The sequence below is a fragment of the Candidatus Binataceae bacterium genome (genome assembly GCA_035308025.1).
Classification (GTDB): domain Bacteria; phylum Desulfobacterota; class Binatia; order Binatales; family Binataceae; genus JAJPHI01.
Window position 1 is genome coordinate 126,834 of record DATGHL010000029.1, and the last position, 19,364, is coordinate 146,197.

The 19,364-nt window shown below is 60.5% G+C and carries 20 protein-coding genes; 15 read left to right on the plus strand and 5 right to left on the minus strand.

What is annotated here, in order from left to right:
* Positions 1 to 52 precede the first annotated feature (52 nt).
* From VKS22_08845 to VKS22_08875, 7 genes are all read left to right on the plus strand, one after another.
* Positions 53 to 526: an aromatic-ring-hydroxylating dioxygenase subunit beta gene (locus VKS22_08845; protein ID HLW70713.1), complete on the plus strand. Its 474-nt coding sequence runs from the start codon at positions 53 to 55 to the stop codon at positions 524 to 526.
* A 45-nt stretch (positions 527 to 571) separates the two neighbouring features.
* Positions 572 to 1,357 carry an FkbM family methyltransferase gene (locus VKS22_08850; GenBank protein ID HLW70714.1) on the plus strand — a complete coding sequence of 262 codons (786 nt, stop codon included), beginning with the start codon at positions 572 to 574 and terminating at the stop codon, positions 1,355 to 1,357.
* Positions 1,358 to 1,367: 10 nt separating this feature from the next.
* Entirely contained in the window at positions 1,368 to 1,568 is a 201-nt protein-coding gene (locus VKS22_08855) for a hypothetical protein (GenBank protein ID HLW70715.1), read from the plus strand.
* Between the two features lie 61 nt (positions 1,569 to 1,629).
* A complete protein-coding gene (locus tag VKS22_08860; GenBank protein ID HLW70716.1) occupies positions 1,630 to 2,925 on the plus strand; it encodes an aromatic ring-hydroxylating dioxygenase subunit alpha in 1,296 nt (431 codons plus the stop codon).
* A 75-nt stretch (positions 2,926 to 3,000) separates the two neighbouring features.
* Positions 3,001 to 4,221, plus strand: a complete 1,221-nt coding sequence (locus VKS22_08865; protein HLW70717.1) for an LLM class flavin-dependent oxidoreductase — start codon at positions 3,001 to 3,003, stop codon at positions 4,219 to 4,221.
* Between the two features lie 76 nt (positions 4,222 to 4,297).
* A complete protein-coding gene (locus tag VKS22_08870; protein HLW70718.1) occupies positions 4,298 to 4,492 on the plus strand; it encodes an addiction module protein in 195 nt (64 codons plus the stop codon).
* A 392-nt stretch (positions 4,493 to 4,884) separates the two neighbouring features.
* Positions 4,885 to 5,196 carry a hypothetical protein gene (locus VKS22_08875; protein HLW70719.1) on the plus strand — a complete coding sequence of 104 codons (312 nt, stop codon included), beginning with the start codon at positions 4,885 to 4,887 and terminating at the stop codon, positions 5,194 to 5,196.
* 75 nt (positions 5,197 to 5,271) lie between these two features.
* Here VKS22_08875 and VKS22_08880 read toward each other — a convergent pair whose 3' ends face one another.
* On the minus strand, positions 5,272 to 5,904 hold the full coding sequence (locus VKS22_08880; GenBank protein HLW70720.1) for a hypothetical protein: 633 nt from the start codon (positions 5,902 to 5,904) through the stop codon (positions 5,272 to 5,274).
* Between the two features lie 4 nt (positions 5,905 to 5,908).
* On the minus strand, positions 5,909 to 7,918 hold the full coding sequence (locus VKS22_08885; GenBank protein ID HLW70721.1) for an exonuclease domain-containing protein: 2,010 nt from the start codon (positions 7,916 to 7,918) through the stop codon (positions 5,909 to 5,911).
* Between the two features lie 142 nt (positions 7,919 to 8,060).
* Here VKS22_08885 and sufT point away from each other — a divergent pair, with 142 nt between their 5' ends.
* The 3 genes from sufT to rpmA all read left to right on the plus strand — a co-directional run bounded on the left by sufT (position 8,061) and on the right by rpmA (position 9,297).
* Positions 8,061 to 8,597 (plus strand): putative Fe-S cluster assembly protein SufT, encoded by a 537-nt coding sequence (gene sufT / locus VKS22_08890; protein ID HLW70722.1) that lies wholly within the window; start codon positions 8,061 to 8,063, stop codon positions 8,595 to 8,597.
* Between the two features lie 105 nt (positions 8,598 to 8,702).
* Positions 8,703 to 9,020 (plus strand): 50S ribosomal protein L21, encoded by a 318-nt coding sequence (gene rplU, locus VKS22_08895; protein HLW70723.1) that lies wholly within the window; start codon positions 8,703 to 8,705, stop codon positions 9,018 to 9,020.
* Positions 9,010 to 9,297, plus strand: a complete 288-nt coding sequence (rpmA, locus tag VKS22_08900; protein ID HLW70724.1) for a 50S ribosomal protein L27 — start codon at positions 9,010 to 9,012, stop codon at positions 9,295 to 9,297. The genes rplU and rpmA overlap by 11 nt, the downstream gene beginning before the upstream one ends.
* 542 nt (positions 9,298 to 9,839) lie before the next feature.
* Here the strand turns inward: rpmA and VKS22_08905 are convergent.
* The gene (locus tag VKS22_08905) at positions 9,840 to 11,366 is read right to left on the minus strand and encodes a heme peroxidase family protein (GenBank protein HLW70725.1); all 1,527 of its coding nucleotides are present in this window, start codon (positions 11,364 to 11,366) and stop codon (positions 9,840 to 9,842) included.
* Positions 11,367 to 11,600: 234 nt separating this feature from the next.
* On the opposite strand from VKS22_08905, the gene VKS22_08910 reads away from it, so the two are divergent.
* From VKS22_08910 to VKS22_08930, 5 genes are all read left to right on the plus strand, one after another.
* Entirely contained in the window at positions 11,601 to 12,632 is a 1,032-nt protein-coding gene (locus VKS22_08910) for an LLM class F420-dependent oxidoreductase (protein HLW70726.1), read from the plus strand.
* 63 nt (positions 12,633 to 12,695) lie between these two features.
* A complete protein-coding gene (locus VKS22_08915; protein ID HLW70727.1) occupies positions 12,696 to 12,890 on the plus strand; it encodes a hypothetical protein in 195 nt (64 codons plus the stop codon).
* A 275-nt stretch (positions 12,891 to 13,165) separates the two neighbouring features.
* Complete coding sequence (locus tag VKS22_08920; protein HLW70728.1) at positions 13,166 to 14,290, plus strand: Zn-dependent alcohol dehydrogenase; 1,125 nt, start codon at positions 13,166 to 13,168, stop codon at positions 14,288 to 14,290.
* Positions 14,291 to 14,345: 55 nt separating this feature from the next.
* Positions 14,346 to 15,479, plus strand: a complete 1,134-nt coding sequence (locus tag VKS22_08925) for a Zn-dependent alcohol dehydrogenase (protein ID HLW70729.1) — start codon at positions 14,346 to 14,348, stop codon at positions 15,477 to 15,479.
* A 120-nt stretch (positions 15,480 to 15,599) separates the two neighbouring features.
* Positions 15,600 to 16,676, plus strand: a complete 1,077-nt coding sequence (locus VKS22_08930; protein HLW70730.1) for an alkaline phosphatase family protein — start codon at positions 15,600 to 15,602, stop codon at positions 16,674 to 16,676.
* Positions 16,677 to 16,785: 109 nt separating this feature from the next.
* On the opposite strand, the gene VKS22_08935 is transcribed toward VKS22_08930, so the two are convergent.
* Together VKS22_08935 and VKS22_08940 are read right to left on the minus strand one after the other, a co-directional pair.
* On the minus strand, positions 16,786 to 18,012 hold the full coding sequence (locus tag VKS22_08935; protein ID HLW70731.1) for an amidohydrolase family protein: 1,227 nt from the start codon (positions 18,010 to 18,012) through the stop codon (positions 16,786 to 16,788).
* A 91-nt stretch (positions 18,013 to 18,103) separates the two neighbouring features.
* Positions 18,104 to 19,342 carry an amidohydrolase family protein gene (locus VKS22_08940; GenBank protein ID HLW70732.1) on the minus strand — a complete coding sequence of 413 codons (1,239 nt, stop codon included), beginning with the start codon at positions 19,340 to 19,342 and terminating at the stop codon, positions 18,104 to 18,106.
* Between the last annotated feature and the right edge of the window lie 22 nt (positions 19,343 to 19,364).

The following is a 19,364-nucleotide window of genomic DNA, read 5'->3' on the forward strand; positions in this document are numbered from 1 at the left end:
GCCTTGGCCCTCGCCCGGCGTTCTGCTATGCGGAGCCTGAGGCTTCGATGGCATGAGCGATCTTCACGACCAAATCGAGAGCTTCCTGTTTCGCGAGGCGCGCCTGATGGACGAGCATCGTTACGACGACTGGCTCGCGCTGTGGTCGCTCGAAGACGCCACCTATTGGATTCCCGCCAACGCCGACGACATCGATCCGGCGCGCAACGTCTCGATCGTTTACGACCGCGGCGGCCAACTCCGCAACCGCGTCCGGCGTTTCAACGAGACCCTCTGGCTCAAGGAGCGCGCCCCGCGCCTCAAACGCATCGTCGGCAACATTCTGATCGATCGTGAGAATGGCGGCGAGGTCTCTGTGAGCTCAAACTTCATCCTCACCGAGCTGCATCGCGGCGCACAGATCCTCTGGGCGGGCAGCACGCTTCATCTTCTGACCGCCTCCGCTGACGGCTTCCGCATCAAGTCGAAGAAAGTTATCCTGCTCAACAACAACGAGCCGCTCCCAAACATGCTCTTTTTATTTTAGTCCGTGCCATGACCAGATGATCGCGCCACGCCGCTCGCGGCATCAATGAATCGATTCAAGACTGGAACTATCACCATACTGAGCGGGCTTTTACCCGATCGCGTCAAAAGGTCCCTCTTTCACCTGTCGTTTCATCTGGCCAACGCGGAATTCGAGAAATTTGCCCATGACTTCGCCTTTGCTCCCAGCATGGAACTAGGCCTCCGCGCGATGGCGGCGCGGGGTTTTGCGCCACAGACCATCGTCGACGTCGGCGCTTTTGAAGGCGATTGGAGCAGGCTGGCCAAGCGCGTTTGGCCAGCTGCCAGCTTGCGGATGGTCGAACCCAACCTGGAGAAGCAAGCACGGCTCGGCGCCGTCGCCAAAGACCTCGACGCAGCCTTGCTATGCGAACTCCTGGGCGCTGACGACGGCCAACAGGTTCAATTCCATCTGATGGAATCCGGTTCATCGATCATGAGCGAACGCAGTCCGTTGCCGCGAACCGTTGAGCAGCGGGAATTGCGCAGGCTCGACTCGTTGTTCCCGGAGCTGGCGCGGCCGGGGCTGCTCAAGATCGACGCGCAAGGCTATGAGCTCGAGATCCTGAAGGGCGCAGGGGCGATTCTGCCGGCTTTCGAGGCCATACTGGTCGAGATCGCAATCATCGAAATCAATGTCGGCGCCCCGCTGCTGCACGACGTAGTTGCATTCATGAAAAGCCTCGGCTTTATCGCCTATGATATTCTCGAGATTCACCGCCGCCCGCTCGACCAGGCGCTCAATCAAATCGACCTCATTTTCGTCCGTGAACAGTCCAGCTTGGTCGCCGACAAACGGCATTTCGCCTGAAGGCCCTAAGATGCCCATACAATTAAACAGTGAGTTCGCTGCAGTTGAAATCGAGCGCGACGACCGCGGCAACGGCCCCCGCCTGATGATCCGCGATCTGCGCAGCGGCCAATGCGTCTTCCTCGACCCGCTCGAACTCGCCTCGCTCGCCGGCGCGCGTCACGCAGAACTCCTCCCGCTGCTCGACCCCGGCCGCCTCGATGAACAATAACGATTGAGAATTGACGGGTTACAACGGTAGGATCGGGCTGAAACCCCGCGAGGTGACGCCCATGGCGACGATGCCTGATACGCGAATCGATCCGCAAAGCCAATACCAAATCGCTTACGATGATCTGATCCGCAACGATCGCATCAACGGACGCGTCTATTACGACCGTGCGATCTTCCACGACGAGCTCGACAAAATCTGGCATCGCGAGTGGGTTTACGTCGCTCATGCGAGCGAAATTCCCGAGCCTGGCGACTACGTCGTGCGCGCTATCGGTACGCAGCCCGTAATCGTCTCGCGCGACGAGGACGGCGCGATTCATCTGATGCTCAACCGCTGCATGCATCGCGGCAACACCGTCTGTCAGAGCGAGCGCGGCAACGCCCACGCCTTCCGCTGCGCCTATCACGGCTGGACCTACAACAATCGCGGCGAGCTGGTCGGCGTGCCCTACGCCGGTGGTTACGACGTCTCGTTTCGCAAGGAGGACTACCGGCTCGCGACGGTTCCACGTGTCGATCAGTATCGCGGTCTCATCTTCGCGAGCCTGGCGGCGACCGGCCCTTCGCTCGAGGATCATCTCGGCGCCGCGCGCCGCCTCATCGATCAGTTCGTCAACCTCTCACCCGCCGGCGAGATCATTTTGCGCTCCGGCGTCCTCAAGCATTCGTACAAGGGCAACTGGAAGATGGCCCTCGAGAACTCCGTCGATGGCTATCACCCCAACATCCTCCATCACGCCGCGATGGTCATGATGATGAAGGGTAAGAACGACATGGAGGCGGTCTTTGGCGAGCGCAGTGAGGCGCTCGCCCGCGACCACGGCCACGGCGTTGAGCAGCTCGATCTCAATCCGGTGCAAACCCGCAACGGCGGACGCGTCGTGCCCCCCGGATGGAGTCCGCAGGCTTTCAGCGATTATCGCGCCGCGATGGTCGCGCGCCATGGCGAGGCCCGCGCCGATCAAATCATCGCCGAAGGACCGCCGCATTTCTGTATCTTTCCGAATCTGATTTTCATCCTGAATCAATTCCGCGTAATTCAACCGGTCAGCGTTGACGAAACCGTCGTGTACTACTATCCGACTCTGCTTAAGGACGCGCCGGACGAGATCAATCAGCGCCGCCTCGCCGAGACCTATCTCATCCATGGACCCGCCGGGCGGGTCGCGCCCGACGACTTCGAGGCCTACGAGCGCAATCAGGCGGGCTTCGCCGCGCGCGTCAACGAATGGCTGGTGCTGCGCCGCGGACTCCATCGCGAGGTCCGCGAAAACGGTGGCACTGCCGGCCACGAAACCGACGAAACCACGCAGCGCGGCATCTGGCGCCACTACCGCGACGTCATGTCCCGCTAGTCCCTTGCCCGTTCACGGCAGATTGGCGTAAGTTCCACTGAGGCGTGGCCCACTGGCGCGCCCAAAGGACGCTATATGAAATTCGGCATCTTCATGGCCCCGTTCCATCGGGTCGGCGAAAATCCGACGCTCGCTTTTGAGCGCGATCTCCAACTGATCGAGTGGCTCGACGAACTGGGTTTCGACGAGGCCTTCATCGGCGAGCATCATTCCGCCGGTTGGGAGATCATCTCGTCGCCGGAGATTTTCATGGCGACCGCGGCCGCGCGTACCAAGCGGATTATGCTCGGCTCCGGCGTGGTCAGCGTGCCGTATCATCATCCCTTCAATATCGCGAATCGCTTCGCGCTGCTCGATCAACTCACGCACGGGCGCGTGATGCTCGGATGCGGCCCCGGCGCGCTCTCCTCCGACGCCTACATGCTCGGAATCGAGACGACCACTCAGCGCGACCGCATGGTCGAGGGCGTCAAGGCGATCCTGCGGCTCTTCAAGGAAGAGGGCGGCATCACGATCGACGGCTCCTACTTCAAGATGCGCGACGCCCATCTGCAGGTGAAGCCGTTCCAGAAGCCGTACATGCCGGTCTTCGTCGCCAATACCTTCTCGCCCTCCGGGATGGTCGCGGCGGGCCAGCTCGGATGCGGTGTGCTGTCAATCGCGACCTTTACTCCGGGTGGTCTCAAAGACCTACCGCGGCGCTGGGCGATGGCCGAGGAGATCGCGGCGGAAAATGGCAATACCATGGATCGCAAGGACTGGCGGTTGGTCTTTCCGGTGCATCTTGCCGAGTCGAAAAAACAGGCGGTCGATGAGATTCGCGCGGGCGGCAACAACTGGATTCAGGAGTACTTTGTCGGGACCCTGGCGGCCAATATCCAGTTCGAGGAATACCCGGGCCAGCCCGCAAGCGAATTCACCGTTGATCGGATGGTCGAACGCGGCGGCATCATCGTCGGCACCCCTGACGACGCCATCCAACGCATCAACGAAGCGATCGAGGCCTCGGGCGGCGGCTTCGGCGGACTGCTGATTCTCGCGCACGAATGGGCCTCGCGCGAGCAGACGCTGCGCTCCTATGAATTATGGTCGCGCTATGTCGCGCCGCACTTCCAGGGCATCGCCGACCCGATCGTTTACTCCCAGCAGTGGGTCAGCGAAAAGCGCCACATGCTGATGGGTAATTCGATGGCGGGTGTCATGAAATCGATTCAGGACTACAAGGAGCGTCGCGAGGCAGTCGGCGCCACGCCCTCCGAACTCGCAGACCGCCCGGTCACTCGCATCCGCCCCTGACGCGACGGCCAAATTTGCGTTGCCATCGGGAAATTAGGCGATGAGCATTGAGCTCAAAAAGATCGCGGACGACGCGTTGAAGCTTTCGACGCGCGCTCGAGCGCGCCTTGCTCAACGGTTGATTCGGAGCCTGGAAGAGACCAGAGAGCTGGAAGCCGAACGCGAATGGCTCGTTGAAATAGAGCGCCGCTCAGTCGAGCTGAAGAGCGGCAAAGTCAAGGGCGTTCCAGCGGGGAAGGTGTTCAAGAAAGCGCGCGAAGCGCTTCGGTGACACTTGCCTTCCATCCCTTGGCTGAACGCGAACTAATCGCCGCTGCCACCCAGCCGACAACGATCACGAGATCCGCGAAGCCGTCGGCACCACGCCCTCGGAACTCGCGGATCGCCCGGTCACCCGCATCCGTCCGTAAGCCCGCTCACTCCGGAAATTCGCAATACGAGTCTTCATGTCGGGGTGCTTCTACGGGAGAAGCACCCGCGCGATTTCGAGTATCACCAACCATTTTGCACTGTGCCGCTAAGATTTATGCCGTGCCGCTAAGAATATCTGTCATCCGAGGAAAGTGCGCTATTTGCTGCTTTATTGGTTGTAGTGGTCTGCCTCTTGCCGCACAGTCAGTCCGGAATTCCCACTTTGAAATCTGGCTGAGAGGAGGAAGCGCCATGCCAAGTTTTGATTTCATCACGGTCAAAAACAGGTCAAAGAAACGAGCGAACGATATTCACCTTTCGTTCGAGGCCCAAGTCGATGTCACGGGTGTAAACGGTGTTGCACCGTCCGATCCGAAGTTCAAGCATAAGCTTGACGGCGACGGGTCTGCGGAGATCGGTATAGCAAAAATCAACATACCGCCGGGCAGCACCATAACGATCAATATCAGGGGATCGGGAAAGACAACTCCGAGCATCAACCCGGAAGACACCTACCTAACGCTAAACGGAGAACGACTGAATCTGCCGCTGACAATATCATAAGGATCAAGGCCTCGTCGTGGCCTCAAGACAGGCGATCAACGTAGCCGCACTCGGTCACTCGCATCAGGCCCTGACTTACTCGGGCCCAAGCAACGGTTCGTGCTCGACATGCGCGCGCCCGTGGACTCCAGGGTTCAGGGCGCGCGTTTCAATCGGCTCCTCGAACACTGCCCGTGAGGCTGCCCGCAGACGTTTACGGTAGGCGGTGAGCAAGGCTCGTGGATTGGCCAGCTCCTCTACCGTTAGTCCGCTATGATCCGGGCCGGCGTTTTGTACGAGCAGTCCGTTGGAGGCCTTCCCGTTGTCTCCAATAACCTGGAAATAACGAACGGTCAGCAGGTCCGTAACCGCGTGCCAGTGCCGCCAGACCGTATCAGAGCGAAACAGTGTGCGCAGGCGATCTTCGGTGACTTCGCCCGCCACACGCGTCTTCAAATACTGCTCCTCGAGGGCGATTCGCGAAGCAGCAGTGGCTTGATTCGGGGCCGGGTCCCACTGCGGGCCTCGGTTTCTCCAGTGGCGTTGCGTTTGCAGATACAGCGCATTGGCGACCTCCACCATTTGGAGGCCGAGCTGTTCGCGCCGTTCGCTGGCGTCGCGATGGCGCTGGGCGCGCGACGTGATCCACGCCGCGAAAAATCCCGCTATGACAAGGGCGAAAGAGGTTTCGAACAGCGCGATGATTGCTTTCTGCCAGAACGGTTCCATACGCTTACCTCCCGAGCCTTGGGGCCTCGCCCGATGCGGTCGCTACCCGACTGCCGCCATCGGATAGCTGAGCGGAGCAGTCGCGGTCAGTGAAAATCGTCGCCGGGTTGATTACCGGACCATCAAGATAAATCAGGCGTCCGTCGTCGGGAGCGCGCTCCTTGAGCCAGCGCGCGACGATCATCATTGGCTCGAGTTCGTCGCGACTCACGGGACGCATCCGGTAGCGCTCGAAGTTCTCCGCGACGAAAGCTGCAACGGCCGCCGCGTCGTCGCGCGAGACCAGCTCGCGCGTCAGCGCCAGCCGCCCGCTCAGCACCACGTAGGCACATGCGGTGGGGGAGTCGGGCGCGCAAGGTGCGCCCGACTCCCCCACCGCCACGCCACCCACGACGATCACAAGATTGTTCTCCGTTACTACCCGGCTGAGACGGCCGGCCCGTTCCGTCAGCGCCGCCAGCGCCTCCAACTCGCGATGGCATCGGCGGGCCTCCTCGAAGCGCATCGCCGCGCCTGCCTGATCGCGCGCTCGCACCAGATCGCCGAGCAGCGGCCCGACTCGTCCGCGCAAAAAAGCGACTGCTCGCCCCACCCGCGCGTTGTAATCGTCCTCACCGACGGTTTTGTTGCAGGGCATCGCACAATGGCCCATCTGACCATAGATGCAGGGTGAGAAATTCTCGTCCGGCGCGAGCCGCCCGGAACATATGCGCATACCCAGGATTCTCGAGAGCGCGCGGATCGAATGATCGACCTTACGCCGTCCGATAAACGGTCCCAGCTCCAGCACACCCGTCTTCGCTCTGAGCTTTTGCGCGATCCGCAGCCGCGGAAATGGATCATTGAGGTCGAGCCGGATCACATGCGCCGGCGCCGCCGCTTTCAGCATCCGGTTGTAGGGCGGCTTATGCTCGCGAATCAGCCGCGCCTCGCTCAGCCCGGCTTCGAGCGCCGACCTCATCACGCGCGTTTCGATCGCCCAGACATGACTAATTAGCTCGGCCGTTTTCGCTTTGGCGTTCGCGCCGCCGTTGAAATACGCCGCGACGCGATCGCGCAGCCGGCGCGCCTTGCCGATATACAACAGCTCACCGCGTTCGTTGCGCATCAGATAGACGCCGGGCGCGCGCGGCATCGCGGCAATCACCTCTGGCGGCACATGCCGTTCGATTCGCCGGCCGGCGGCGCCGCGCCCATGATCGTCAATCAGCCGATCGAGCCGATCGATTCCCATCCGCTCGACGATTTCGAGAAAGATCGAAAACAGCTCCGCGGTCATCCGCGCGTCGCCGAGGGCGCGATGGCGTCCCGCGGTCGAAAGTCCAAAATGTTCCGCCAGCAGATCCAGCCGCCGCCGCTTGACCAACGGTAGCAGCCGCCGCGCCATCCGCACCGTACACAGAACCGGATTCAGGAGCCCCATCCCGAACAGCTGGCGGAATTCAAAGTCCAGAAACGAATGATCGAACGGCGCATTATGCGCGACCATCACCGCGTCGCCCAGAAAGGCGCGAAACTCCGGCAGTACCGCCTCGACTGGCGGCGCTTGGGCGAGCATCTCATTCGTGATCGACGTGAGACGCGTGATGAAGCTCGAAACGACGAAGCGAGGCCGGATCAGGCTCTGGAAGCTCTCGACCATGCGCCGCCCGCGCATCCGATAGGCCCCGATCTCGATTATCGCGCCCGGCGCGACCCGCCCGCCGGTCGTCTCAAGATCGACGACCACGAATTGGGCCTCGTCGAGCACAACTCGCATCGACGCCGCCTGCCGCAGCGACCACAGCCCGGCCGCCTCGTCATGATAAAACTTCGGATCGGCGCCGAGGACGCCGCGAATCAGTCGCGCGCCCAGCTCCGGATCTCGCCCAACGCCGCGAAATAGCAGCCTCGCCAGCTCGTTGCCGTCAGCGCCGCCCGGCCGCTCCCGCAAGAAAAGATGCAGCTTCTCCCGGATCGTCACGCGCGGCGGCGACGAGAAGTTGCTCGGTAAGTTCATCGATGAATCGCCCATCGTCCCGCCCCGCCTTCGTGATTCGTTCGCCTCGAAATTTATCTCACATCCGCTTCGAGTGAGGAAGGTTTCCTCAGAGCGCGCTGGCAACTGTGCCTCGAAAGCCCTAAAATGGGCGGTGATAATAAGAGGATTTAGAAGTATGGAACGAGTTGAACTGATGCGCGACTGCCAAGCCGTCCAGATTCCAGCCGGCCACACCGTGACTCTGGAAAAGGGCGTTGAGGTTTTCATCACTCAGTCGCTCGGCGGCACTTATACCTTACAGGTGCCGGCCCACGGCGGTCTTTTCCGCATCCAGGGTGCGGACGCCGACGCCCTCGGCCGCGCGGTCGAGGCGATACCCTCTGCGGAGGTCAGCGCGGGGGATCTGGAATCGATGGTATGGGAGCAGCTCAAGACCTGCTTCGACCCGGAAATCCCGGTCAATATCGTCGATTTGGGCTTGGTTTACGGGATGGAGCTTTCAGCCGTCGCCGAAGGCGGCCACAAAGTCGACGTAAAGATGACCTTGACCGCGCAGGGATGCGGGATGGGCGCCACAATCGCGATCGATGCCAAACAAAAGATTATGACGATCCCAGGCATCGCCGAAGCCAATGTCGATCTGGTTTGGGACCCGCCGTGGAACCCGCAGATGATCGTGCCGAGTGCCCGTGAGCGCCTCGGTATCGACTGAAATCTTCTTTTTCCAACTCTTTGCCGACGCGTCTACATCGATTCGGATGCGTTTGCGTTGACTTGGCCGCGACCGTCGGTTAACTAAGTGGGTTCGGATTCGCAAATGTTCGCAATCGTAAAAACTGGCGGCAAACAATATCGCGTCGGCGCGGGCGATCAGATCACGGTCGAACGGATCGTCGGGGAGGTCGGCGCGGAGATCGCGTTGAGCGAAGTACTCGCGATCGGCGACGCCGATGCCGGCGCCGTCGGCAATCCGACCGTGGCCAACGCCTCGGTGCGAGCCAAAATCGTTCAGCAGCCGCGCGGCACCAAGGTCATCGTCTTCAAGAAGAAGCGGCGCAAGAACTATCGCCGCAAGCGCGGTCATCGCCAGGAATTGACCGTCCTGCGGATCGAGGAGATCAGCCGTGGCGCATAAAAAGGGCCAAGGTTCCAGCCGCAATGGACGTGACAGCCCGGGTCAACGCCGCGGGATCAAGATCTACGCGGGCCAGACGGTCAAAGCCGGCAACATCCTCGTGCGTCAGGTCGGCACACGGATTCATCCGGGGCGCAACGTCGGGATGGGACGGGATTTCACGATCTACGCGAAGATCGACGGCGTGACCAAATACGAAGCCTATCGCGGCGACAAGCGCCGCGTCAGCGTCGAGCCGTTCGCCGCGACCGAGACGTCAGCCGCCGCCGGCGGCTAAATTCCGCCAACAAGATAATCGAGCGCAAAGAAGCCCGGCTGATCCATTCGCCCGGCTTCTTCTGTGCTCGAATCTTGATGAGCAAGTTGCTATTCCGCCAGCCACCTACTTTCAGTAGCACTCAGCTACTTAGTGTCATCCTAAGAGTTTGTGAATTTTCTGGAGATGCCGCTTTTGTCACCCTGAACCTAATGAGCAACGCGAACGCAGTGAAGGAATCTCGGACAGCTTAGCACGGGTTGGCGCGACGCAGCGCGCCAACCCGTGCGGAGCCGGTACCGGTTTCCGGGTTGGCCTCTTCGCCGTTCTATTTTGCCGACGATTCAAGTTCACGGCGTTGGTTATTGGTCAGCCCCGCGATATCGCAGGAGTCGTCGCGTTCCTCGCCGGCGATGAAGGCCGCTGGATCACCAACGCGAAAATCCGCTGCGACACCGGCGTCCGCTAGTGCACGTCAGCGCAAGCAAAGTGCCGCGAACCTGAGTCCGCGGGACTTTGTCAATAAGGCCGCCCTCGAGGGCAGCTCGAACGTTAGGTTCGCGCTACAGCGGCACTCCGCTGAAGACCAGCAGATCGCTAAGCGTGCTGATCACGTGACCGGGGGCCACCTCGATACCGTTAGGCTTCACCGCCGGGTCTTGAAGATTATTGGCATAGCTGCCGCGATCGCGCCGAACCAATCCCGCTAAGGTCTCGGCGACGATACGGCTGCCGACCGAACCCAAAAAATTTCCGTCGTGCTGGAACTTCGCCTCCTGCAGAATGTAGTACCAGAGCGGCGTGGCCGTATCGAAACCGCCCCCGATGATGGCGGCGCTGATGTCCGGTGAGACCCCATTTATCAGATCCGCGGGCTGCAAGGGCTTAATGTCCATCGCGCTGGCCACCGCCTGACCGGTGGGAATCGAAAGCAGGAACCCGCGCATGAGGTTGCGCCGCGCCAGTTGTTGCAACAAGGGTCCCGCCGGAAGCGTCGTGCCGCCGGGCAGCTTGAACGGCAGATTGCCAAGGTCCATCGAGATCAGCGTATCGATCGTGCGCGCCATCTGCGGCGCCGGATGACCCATGATCGACGCGAAATTGTGCCATTCGATCACGTACTCAGGCTTGAGCCGCTTGGTCACCGGATCGAGCAGGCCGCTTACGCCCAGGACGACGGAAAGGGCTAGCCCGGTCGCGCCGGTGTGCGTAGCGTTAAGGTTGTACTTCGGGCGAATCATTGAGTGCCCAAAGCGAAATGCCGCAGTCGAGAACTCAAGCGGCATGAAAATCACGTCGAAATCGGGCGCGTAGTATCGAAGTCCGTTAGTGAGCACGTCTTCGACTACGACCGGATCGCAGACGGTCGGAAGGTAGTCATTCAACACAACATACTGATAGGCCCAGCGGACCAGTTTGCGCGCCTTGATGTAGCGGGCGTCATCCGAAAGAGCTGCGGGAAGCGCTGCAGCGATCTGGTCATGAAAGCGCAGAAAAACCGTGTGCAACTGGCTGATGTTGAGATTTTCATTGTTGCGCATATCCGCGATGATCGCCGTCCCGTCGGGCTGGCGGGGCACATCGAAGCCCGGAGGCACCGAGACGGTCTTCAACTTTAGATTCGCATCGAACAGGATGTCGCCTTCGGTTGTGCCGAGATTCCCTCCGCTTCCAATCTTCGGTCCGTCACCGTAAACATGATCGAGGTCGAGTTGGGGACGGCGTCCGTTAACCAGTTGTTGGACCACCACGCTGGAGAGCAAAGGCGTCAGGTCCATGACGTTACCGTCGGGCGTGGCGATTCGGCTGACGCCGATCTCGCGATCGGTCTGGGCGGTGATGTCGTGATCAATGAACTGGCCCAGGTAGGTAAAGACCGCAGGAATCGTCGAGTCGTTGCCGAGCGCGATGGTATCGGTCGCCATTGCCGTACCCAGCGCCAGCAACGCGCCCTGAGTGTTCGCGCCCGGGGGTAAGAGACACTCGGGGTTTGCGGCCAACAAGGGGAACATGTAGTCGAAACTCGTGTGAAACTGGATTTCGGCGACATTCAGGACATCCCCATGTGTTATCTGTTGGAATGGTTTCACGAGACCCTTCTCCTGGCGGGAAAATTCTTTAACGCCCTTTCCCTGCCGTCCTACAGCAAGCGGCGCGCCACGCGGAATTGGCCGTTTCATTTGAGCTCGGCAGTTTTAGTGCTAAATGCTTCTAGCATCGGTGCGAAGTTGATCGAGCTTCGGTGCAAACTTTTTCTGCACTCGATGCACGCCGAGCCTGTAATGGACGATTTGCGCTGACCAGCACGGTGCACGGGAGATTTTATGCGACTCGGATTGGTTTCCGGCTATTCGGGCCCGCAGATGCCCAAGACGATCGACCTGATTCTCGAGGCCGAACGCCTCGGCTACGACTCGGTCTGGACCGGCGAGGCCTGGGGCTCCGACGTCATCACGTTTCTCGCCTTCGTCGGCGCACGCACCTCGAAGATCAAGCTCGGCGCCGGCATCCTGCAGATGCAGGCGCGGACTCCGGCGATGACCGCGATGACTGCGATGACGCTCGACGGCCTCACCAACGGCCGCTTCCTGATCGGGCTCGGCCCGTCGAATCCGCAAGTCATCGAAGGCTGGCACGGGGTGCCCTATGGCAAACCGCTCCAGCGCTATCGTGAGTACATCGCGATCCTGCGCAAGATTCTCAAGCGCGAGGAGCCGTTGAGCTTCGACGGCAAGGAATACCAGATTCCGTATCGCGGCCCGGGCGCGAGCGGCCTCGGCAAGCCGCTCAAGAGTATCCTGCACGGGCGCGCCGACATGAAAATCTATACCGCCTCGATCAGTCCGAAAGGCATCGAGCTGGCGGCCGAGCTCGCCGACGGTCTGTTGCCGGTCTGGATGGCGCCCGAGTGGTATGACCAGCTCTACAAGCCCCATCTCGAAGCGGGCTTCGCCAAAGCCGGCAGCGGCAGAGATCCGAAAGATTTCGATTTCTCGCCCTATGTCACCTGCGTGATGGGCAACGATCTCGACAAGTGCCGCGAGCCGGTCAAGGCGAGCCTAGCGCTTTACATCGGCGGGATGGGCGCCCGTAATAAGAACTTCTACAACAGTTACGTCCGCAACTTCGGCTACGAAGACCTCGCGACGCAGCTCCAGGATCTCTACCTATCGGGCAAGAAGAACGAGGCGCAGGCGGCGGTGCCCGACCAACTGGTCGATGCGGTTGCGTTGGTCGGCCCGAAAGAGCATATTCGCGAACAACTCACGCGCTGGAAATCGTCGCCGGTCACGACGATGCTGATAGGCACGTCCCAGCCTGAGGCGCTCCGCACCCTAGCGGAGCTGTGCCTATAGCTATCCGCTCTGACGAGCCTGCGCTGACTCGTTAAACCAGACACCCCCCAACGAAGGCCCGCAGTGGCATCATCAAAAATCATTAGCGCGACGCGGTCAGTCATCACCGCGGGTGAGAGCATCGCCTCGATCGGGGGCCGCACCAAGATTTTCAATTCGACACTTATCGGCTTCCCCCGCAAGAAGTGGGCGCGCAGCCTGCTCCAAAGTAACGTCGAATTCCTGGAGCGCCGCAAACGCGACTATCCACTGAACTGACCATCGTCGGGCTCTCCCGTCTGGTGGGCTGCCAGGAGTCACGAAGTACGCGGATCATCAAAAGGACACCCTTTCACCACGTCGACGCCCAACCTCGGTCGCGTGCAGGTCAGCGCCAAAGAGGCCTTCAGCGTCGCCAATATTCCGGGCTGATCGAGGGCGCGCATCGAAGTCAAACTGGACCAGTACCAGCGACCGCAGTTGCTTGACAGCGACGCGCTCGCCATGGTCTAGGAGCGTCATCGGCAAATGCGCCCGACACCGGGAGAAATTAGATGAAGGCCGCAGTTTTTCATGGCGCGCAACAACCCCTGACGATTGAAGAGGTCGAGATCGATCAGCCGCAGGACCGCGAAGTGCTCGTGCGCACTGTCGCGAGCGGCGTCTGCCATAGCGATCTGCATTTTATCGAAGGGCTCTACCCCTATCCGCAGCCCGCCATTCTGGGGCATGAAGCCGCGGGAGTGGTCGAGCAGGTTGGCCGCAGCGTCACCTATTTGCAGCCGGGCGACCACGTAATCGGTTGTCTCTCGGTCTTCTGCGGATATTGCGAGGATTGCATGACCGGGCATCCGAGCCGCTGCTCGAATCATCTCGCGACGCGGCGCGGCAAAGATGAGAAGCCGCGGCTCTCGCAAAAGGGTAAGCCGCTCAAGCAGTTCGCGGAACTCTCGACCTACGCCGAGCAGATGCTCGTGCATGAGAACGCGCTGGTGAAGATCGGCAAGGACATTCCGCTCGATCGTGCGGCGCTGGTCGGCTGCGGCGTGACCACCGGGATGGGCGCGGTATTGAACACCGCCCGAATCGAGCCGGGCTCGACGGTGGCGGTCTTCGGCTGCGGCGGCGTCGGCCTAGCGGCGATTCAGGGCGCGCGCATCGCCGGCGCCCGGATGATCATCGCGGTTGATCAGTTCCCCAACAAGCTCGCGATGGCGCAGCGGCTGGGCGCGACGCACACCGTCGACTCGTCCAAGGACGATCCGGTCAAGGCGATCCGGGCTCTCACGAGCAAGGGTGACACCGGTGGCGGAATGATGTCGCCCTCTAACGATGGCGTGGACTACGCCTTCGAGGCCGTCGGGCTCAAGCTACTCGCCGAGATGTGCTTCGAGGCCATCAAGCCGGGCGGGACTGCGACGATCATCGGAATGATCCCGGTTGGGCAGAAAATCGCGATCAATGGCGGCAAGTTGCTCACCGAGCGCAAACTCCAAGGCACCAACATGGGCTCGAACCGCTTTCGGATTGATATGCCGCGGTATCTGGATTACTACCAACAGGGACGCCTGAACCTGGATGACATGATCAGCCGCCGCGGCAGGCTCGAGGATGTGAACGAGGCCTTCCGTGCGATGAAGGCCGGTGAAGTCGCGCGTACGGTCCTGATGTTCGATTGAAGCGTCAACCCGGGAAAAACCAAATCGAAAATTTCGAGGAGAGAGCGCAATGCAGATGAAAGCCGCCATTTTTCACGGACCAAATCAGCCGCTGACGATCGAGCAAGTCGATATCGACGAACCGCAAGACCACGAGGTTCTGGTCAAGACCGCGGCCAGCGGCGTCTGCCACAGCGATCTGCATTTCGTCGAGGGTCTGTATCCGCATCCGGCGCCCGCGATTCTGGGTCACGAGGCGGCCGGCGTGGTCGAGAAAGTCGGCAAGGCGGTGACCTATCTCAAGCCCGGCGATCACGTGATCTCCTGCCCGTCGGTCTTCTGCGGCTACTGTGACGAGTGCATGTCGGGTCACGCGAATCGCTGCTCTAACCGTAAGGCCACCCAGCGCAAGAAGGGCGAGAAGCCGCGCCTGTCGCAAAACGGCCAGCCGGTGGCGCAGTTTGCGGACCTTTCGACCTATGCCGAAAAGATGCTGCTGCACGAGAACGCGCTGGTAAAAATCACCAACGAGATTTCGCTCGATCGCGCAGCGCTGATCGGCTGCGGAGTGACCACCGGGGTCGGCGCGGTGCTCAACACTGCGAAGATCGAGCCTGGCACGACGGTCGCGGTGTTCGGCTGCGGCGGCGTCGGGCTTTCCGCAATTCAAGGCGCGCGCATCGCCGGCGCGCGGATGATTATCGCGGTCGATCAGTTTGAATCGAAGCTCGCGATGGCGCGCCGCTTCGGCGCCACCCATACCGTCGATGCCTCCAACACCGACGCGGTCGCAGAAATTCGCAAGCTCGCCTCGGGCGATAGTGAAGCGGGCATCGATGTGATCTCGGCGCTGACCGCGAGCGCCGGGGTTGATTATGCCTTCGAAGCGGTCGGCGTGAAGAAGCTCGCTGAGCAGTGCTTCGAGGTCATCAAGCCCGGCGGCACCGCGACCATCATCGGCATGATTCCGCTCGGCCAGAAGGTCGAACTGGACGGTTCCAAGTTCCTGACTGAGCGCAAGATTCAGGGCACCATGATGGGCGGCAACCGCTTCCGCATCGATATGCCCCGGTACATCGACTATTACCTGCAGGGCCGGCTCAACCTCGACGATATGATCAGCAAGCGCATGAAGCTCGAAGACGTTAATGAAGCCTTCCGTACGATGAAGGCCGGCGAGGTCGCACGCAGCGTCCTGATGTTCAACTGAGCCGGCAGCGCGGCAAGTTCACATAAAGCGGGGGATTGGGTGGATCGAACTGTCGCCCGATCTCTCGCCGCACTCATCCTGCTCGCAGTAATGATCGGCGGCGCTCGGGCAAGCGCCCAAATGGCTGCTCCCACGGCCGCCGAAACGGGTACGCCATCAAGCGGCCGGGCGCGACACGTATTCATCATCGTGCTCGAAAATGAAACCTTCGGGACTAGTTTTGGCGCGAACTCCGACGCGCCATTTCTCGCAAAGGAGTTGACCAGCAAAGGCGAACTTCTAACTCACTACTACGCGATCGGCCACTACAGCCTGGATAATTATATCGCGATGGTCAGTGGTCAGGCGCCGACTCCTCAGACTCAGCGGGATTGTATTCACGACTATCAGGACTTCGCGCCCGCAGCCGCCGCGGCGGATAGCTTCGGGCAGGTGAAGGGCAGCGGATGCGTTTATCCTGACAGCGTCCGCACGATTGCCAATCAACTCGAAGCTAAGGGCCTGACCTGGGGCGGCTACATGGAGGACATGAGCCGCGATTGCCAGCATCCCGAACTCAACCAACCCGATGATCACGTCAAGGCGAAGCCGGGCGACCAGTACGTGACGCGGCATAATCCATTTGTCTATTTCCACTCGCTTATCGACCATCCGACCTGCGACGCACACGTGGCGCCGCTTACTCATCTCGACGCGGATTTGAAGAGCATTGCGACCACGCCCAATCTGGTCTTCATCACACCCAATCTCTGCAACGACGGCCACGATGGAGTGTCAGCAATCTGTGTCGGCGGCCATCTAAAATCGGCGGATCGCTTCCTGCAGCAGATGGTTCCGAAAATTCTGGGATCACCGGCCTACCGGCAGGACGGAATGCTAATCATCACCTTCGACGAAGGTAAGCTGGGCTATGACGAAAATCACACGATTGATCCTCAGAAAACCGATGTCACCGCCTGCTGTAAGGAGCCCACGGGGCCGAACGTCACCATGCCCGGCATCATAGGACCGGGCGGTGGGCGAATTGGCGCGGTCATCCTGTCGCGTTACGTCAAGCCGGGTAGCCGCAACGATACTGAGTACAATCATTACGCGTTATTGCGCGGCCTCGAGGATCTGTTCGGGCTCGATCATCTAGGCTATGCGCAGGATAGCGGGCTGAACTCCTTCGACGGAGTTTTCAACCAGCGCCCCTGAGTGTGAAGTATGGTCCTCAGTCGGATTTGTCGACTGACTACTGCAGAATAATCGAGGGCCGGCCTCCTTGAGGAGGCCGGCCCTCGGATTCTATGACTTACAAAATAGATCAGTTGATTGCGGCGTTGCGACGGCGGAGCAGACCTTCCACGTCAAACTTGAACAGTTTCGCGGCGTTGCCACCCAGAATTTTCGCGCGGCTCGCTTCTTTCAGGCCGCCCATCTGGCGCTCGATCGATGGCGCGGAATGCGGCCACGATCCCTCGTGATGCGGATAATCATTTGCCCACAGAAAATTATCCACGAGGTTATACTTCTCGGCGAGCTCGACGCCGACCGGATCGTCCTGAAATGATGTCGCGCCATGCTCGCGGAAGTATTCGCTGGGAAGTTTCTTGAGCTTCGGAAACGACCACATGTGATGCTTGCGGGCGCCTTCGTCCATCGCCTCGAGCGCCCATGGCACCCAGCCGATCCCGCACTCAATGCCGGCGAAGCGCAGCTTGGTGAAACGTTCGAGGACGCCCGACGCGCACAGGCAGGCGATCGGTTCGAGCGTAGGCGAGAGCGCATGGGCCGCATAGTTGATAATCGCGCCGCCTTCCTTGCCTGCGGCCCGCGGATCACGTCCGGTGCCGATATGAAAGGTAATCGCGACGTCGCAATCCTGGATGACGGCCCACATCGGATCAAACAGCGACATGTTGTAGTTCGGATCGCGGGAGTCGGTCGAGGCCCAAATCGGCTTTAAGGGCAGATTGACGCCGCGAAAGCCGAGCTTGGTAACGCGCTTGATTTCGGCGATAGCGAGATTGACATCGGCAGTCATGATGGCGGCGATTGGCGAAATGAAATCGTTGTATGCGCCATAGGTTTCCCACGCCCAGTCGTTCCAGGCAGCGCATTGCGCCGCGCCGAACTCGGCGTCGCGGGTCGCCCACGCCGTCAGTCCCTTGTTAGGGAACATGATTTCGGCATCGACGCCGTCGCGGCGCTGGTCGGCGATTCGCTGTTCGGGCGTATAGCCGGTCTTGCTGCGAATTTCATCCTCGCCTTGGAGGTTGATATCGAGCGGACGCGACTTGTGCATCCCCTCCGCGATCTGCCATTTACCGCCTTTCTCATCGACGACGACGCGTGGCAGGCGTTCATGGTACTTCTTGTCCATCCGCGCCAGCCAGAAACCGGTAGGTTCTTGTGCGTGGCAGTCAGCGGAGATCATCAGATAGCGATTAGGATCTTCGGGACGCGCGGTTTTTGCCCATCCCTGATGGCCGGGGGTTTTGAGCCGCCAGCGATTGGGCTCGTCGATTTCAATCTGGGCACCCTCGTTCATACTTCCTCCGTAGTGAGCAAGGCTCTATCTTGAGTTATAACAGTCAGGTTCAGGGTCGCACCATCACCTGCCTGTAGCCGAGCAGTCTTTATCATTGGATCGCGGGATTGCGGCGGCGCAGCAGGCCATCCACGTCGAACTTGAAGAGCTTCGCGCTGTTGCCGCCGAGAATCTTGACGCGGCTTTCTTCTTTTAAGCCGCCAAACTGACGCTCGATCGACTGCGCCGAATGGGGCCACGAACCCTCGTGATGGGGATAGTCATTCGCCCACAGGAAATTGTTGACCAGGTTGTGCTTCTCCGCAAGTTCGAGTCCGATCGGATCGTCCTGAAACGACGCCGCGCCGTGTTCGCGAAAATAGTCACTCGGGAGCTTCTTGAGCTTGGGGAAGGCCCACATATGATGTTTGCGCGCAGCCTCATCCATCGCATCGAGCGCCCATGGCACCCAGCCGATGCCGCATTCGATAGCCGCGAAGCGCAGCTTGGAAAAACGCTCGAGCACGCCCGACGCGCACAGACACGCGATCGGCTCAACCGTCGGCGAGAGCGCATGTGCAGTGTAATTGATAATGGCGCCGCCATCCTTGCGCGCCGCGCGCGGGTCACGGCCGGTCGAAATATGGAACGTGATGGTGACGTCGCAATCCTGAATCACCTCCCACATCGGATCGAAAAGCGCCATGTTGTAGTTGGGATGGCGCGCGTCGTGCGCACCAAAGATCGGTTTGCAGGGCAGATTGACGGCGCGAAAGCCGAGCCCCGCCACCCGCTTGATTTCCGCGATCGCCAGACCGATGTCCGCAGTCATGATGGCGGCGACTGGCGACATGAAATCGTTGTAGGGACCAAACAATTCCCACGCCCAGTCGTTCCAGACGCGGCACTGCGCCGCGCCGAATTCGGCGTCGGTGGTGGCCCACATGGCGAGGCCTTTGTTGGGAAAAATGATTTCGGCGTCGATGCCATCGCGGCGATGGTCTGCGATGCGCTGCTCCGGGGTAAAGCCCGACTTGTTGCGGATCGCCTCTTCGCCGGTCATCTGGCTGTCGATCATGCGCGACCGCTGCATCCCTTCGGCCACCGTCCACTTGACGCCGTTTTCGTCAACCTCGATCCGCGGCAAGCGGTGTTGATATTTTTTGTCGATCCGCTCCACCCAGAGCCCGGACGGCTCGTTAGCGTGGCAGTCCGCCGAGATCATCAGGTACTTGTTAGGATCGTCAGGACGCGCCGTGCGCGGCCATCCTTGATGACCCGGGGTTTCCAGCCGCCAGCGATTGTTCTCGTCAACTTGAAGATTGGTGTCCTCGATCATGGTTTCCTCCATCGTAGGATCCGTCTTTAGAATT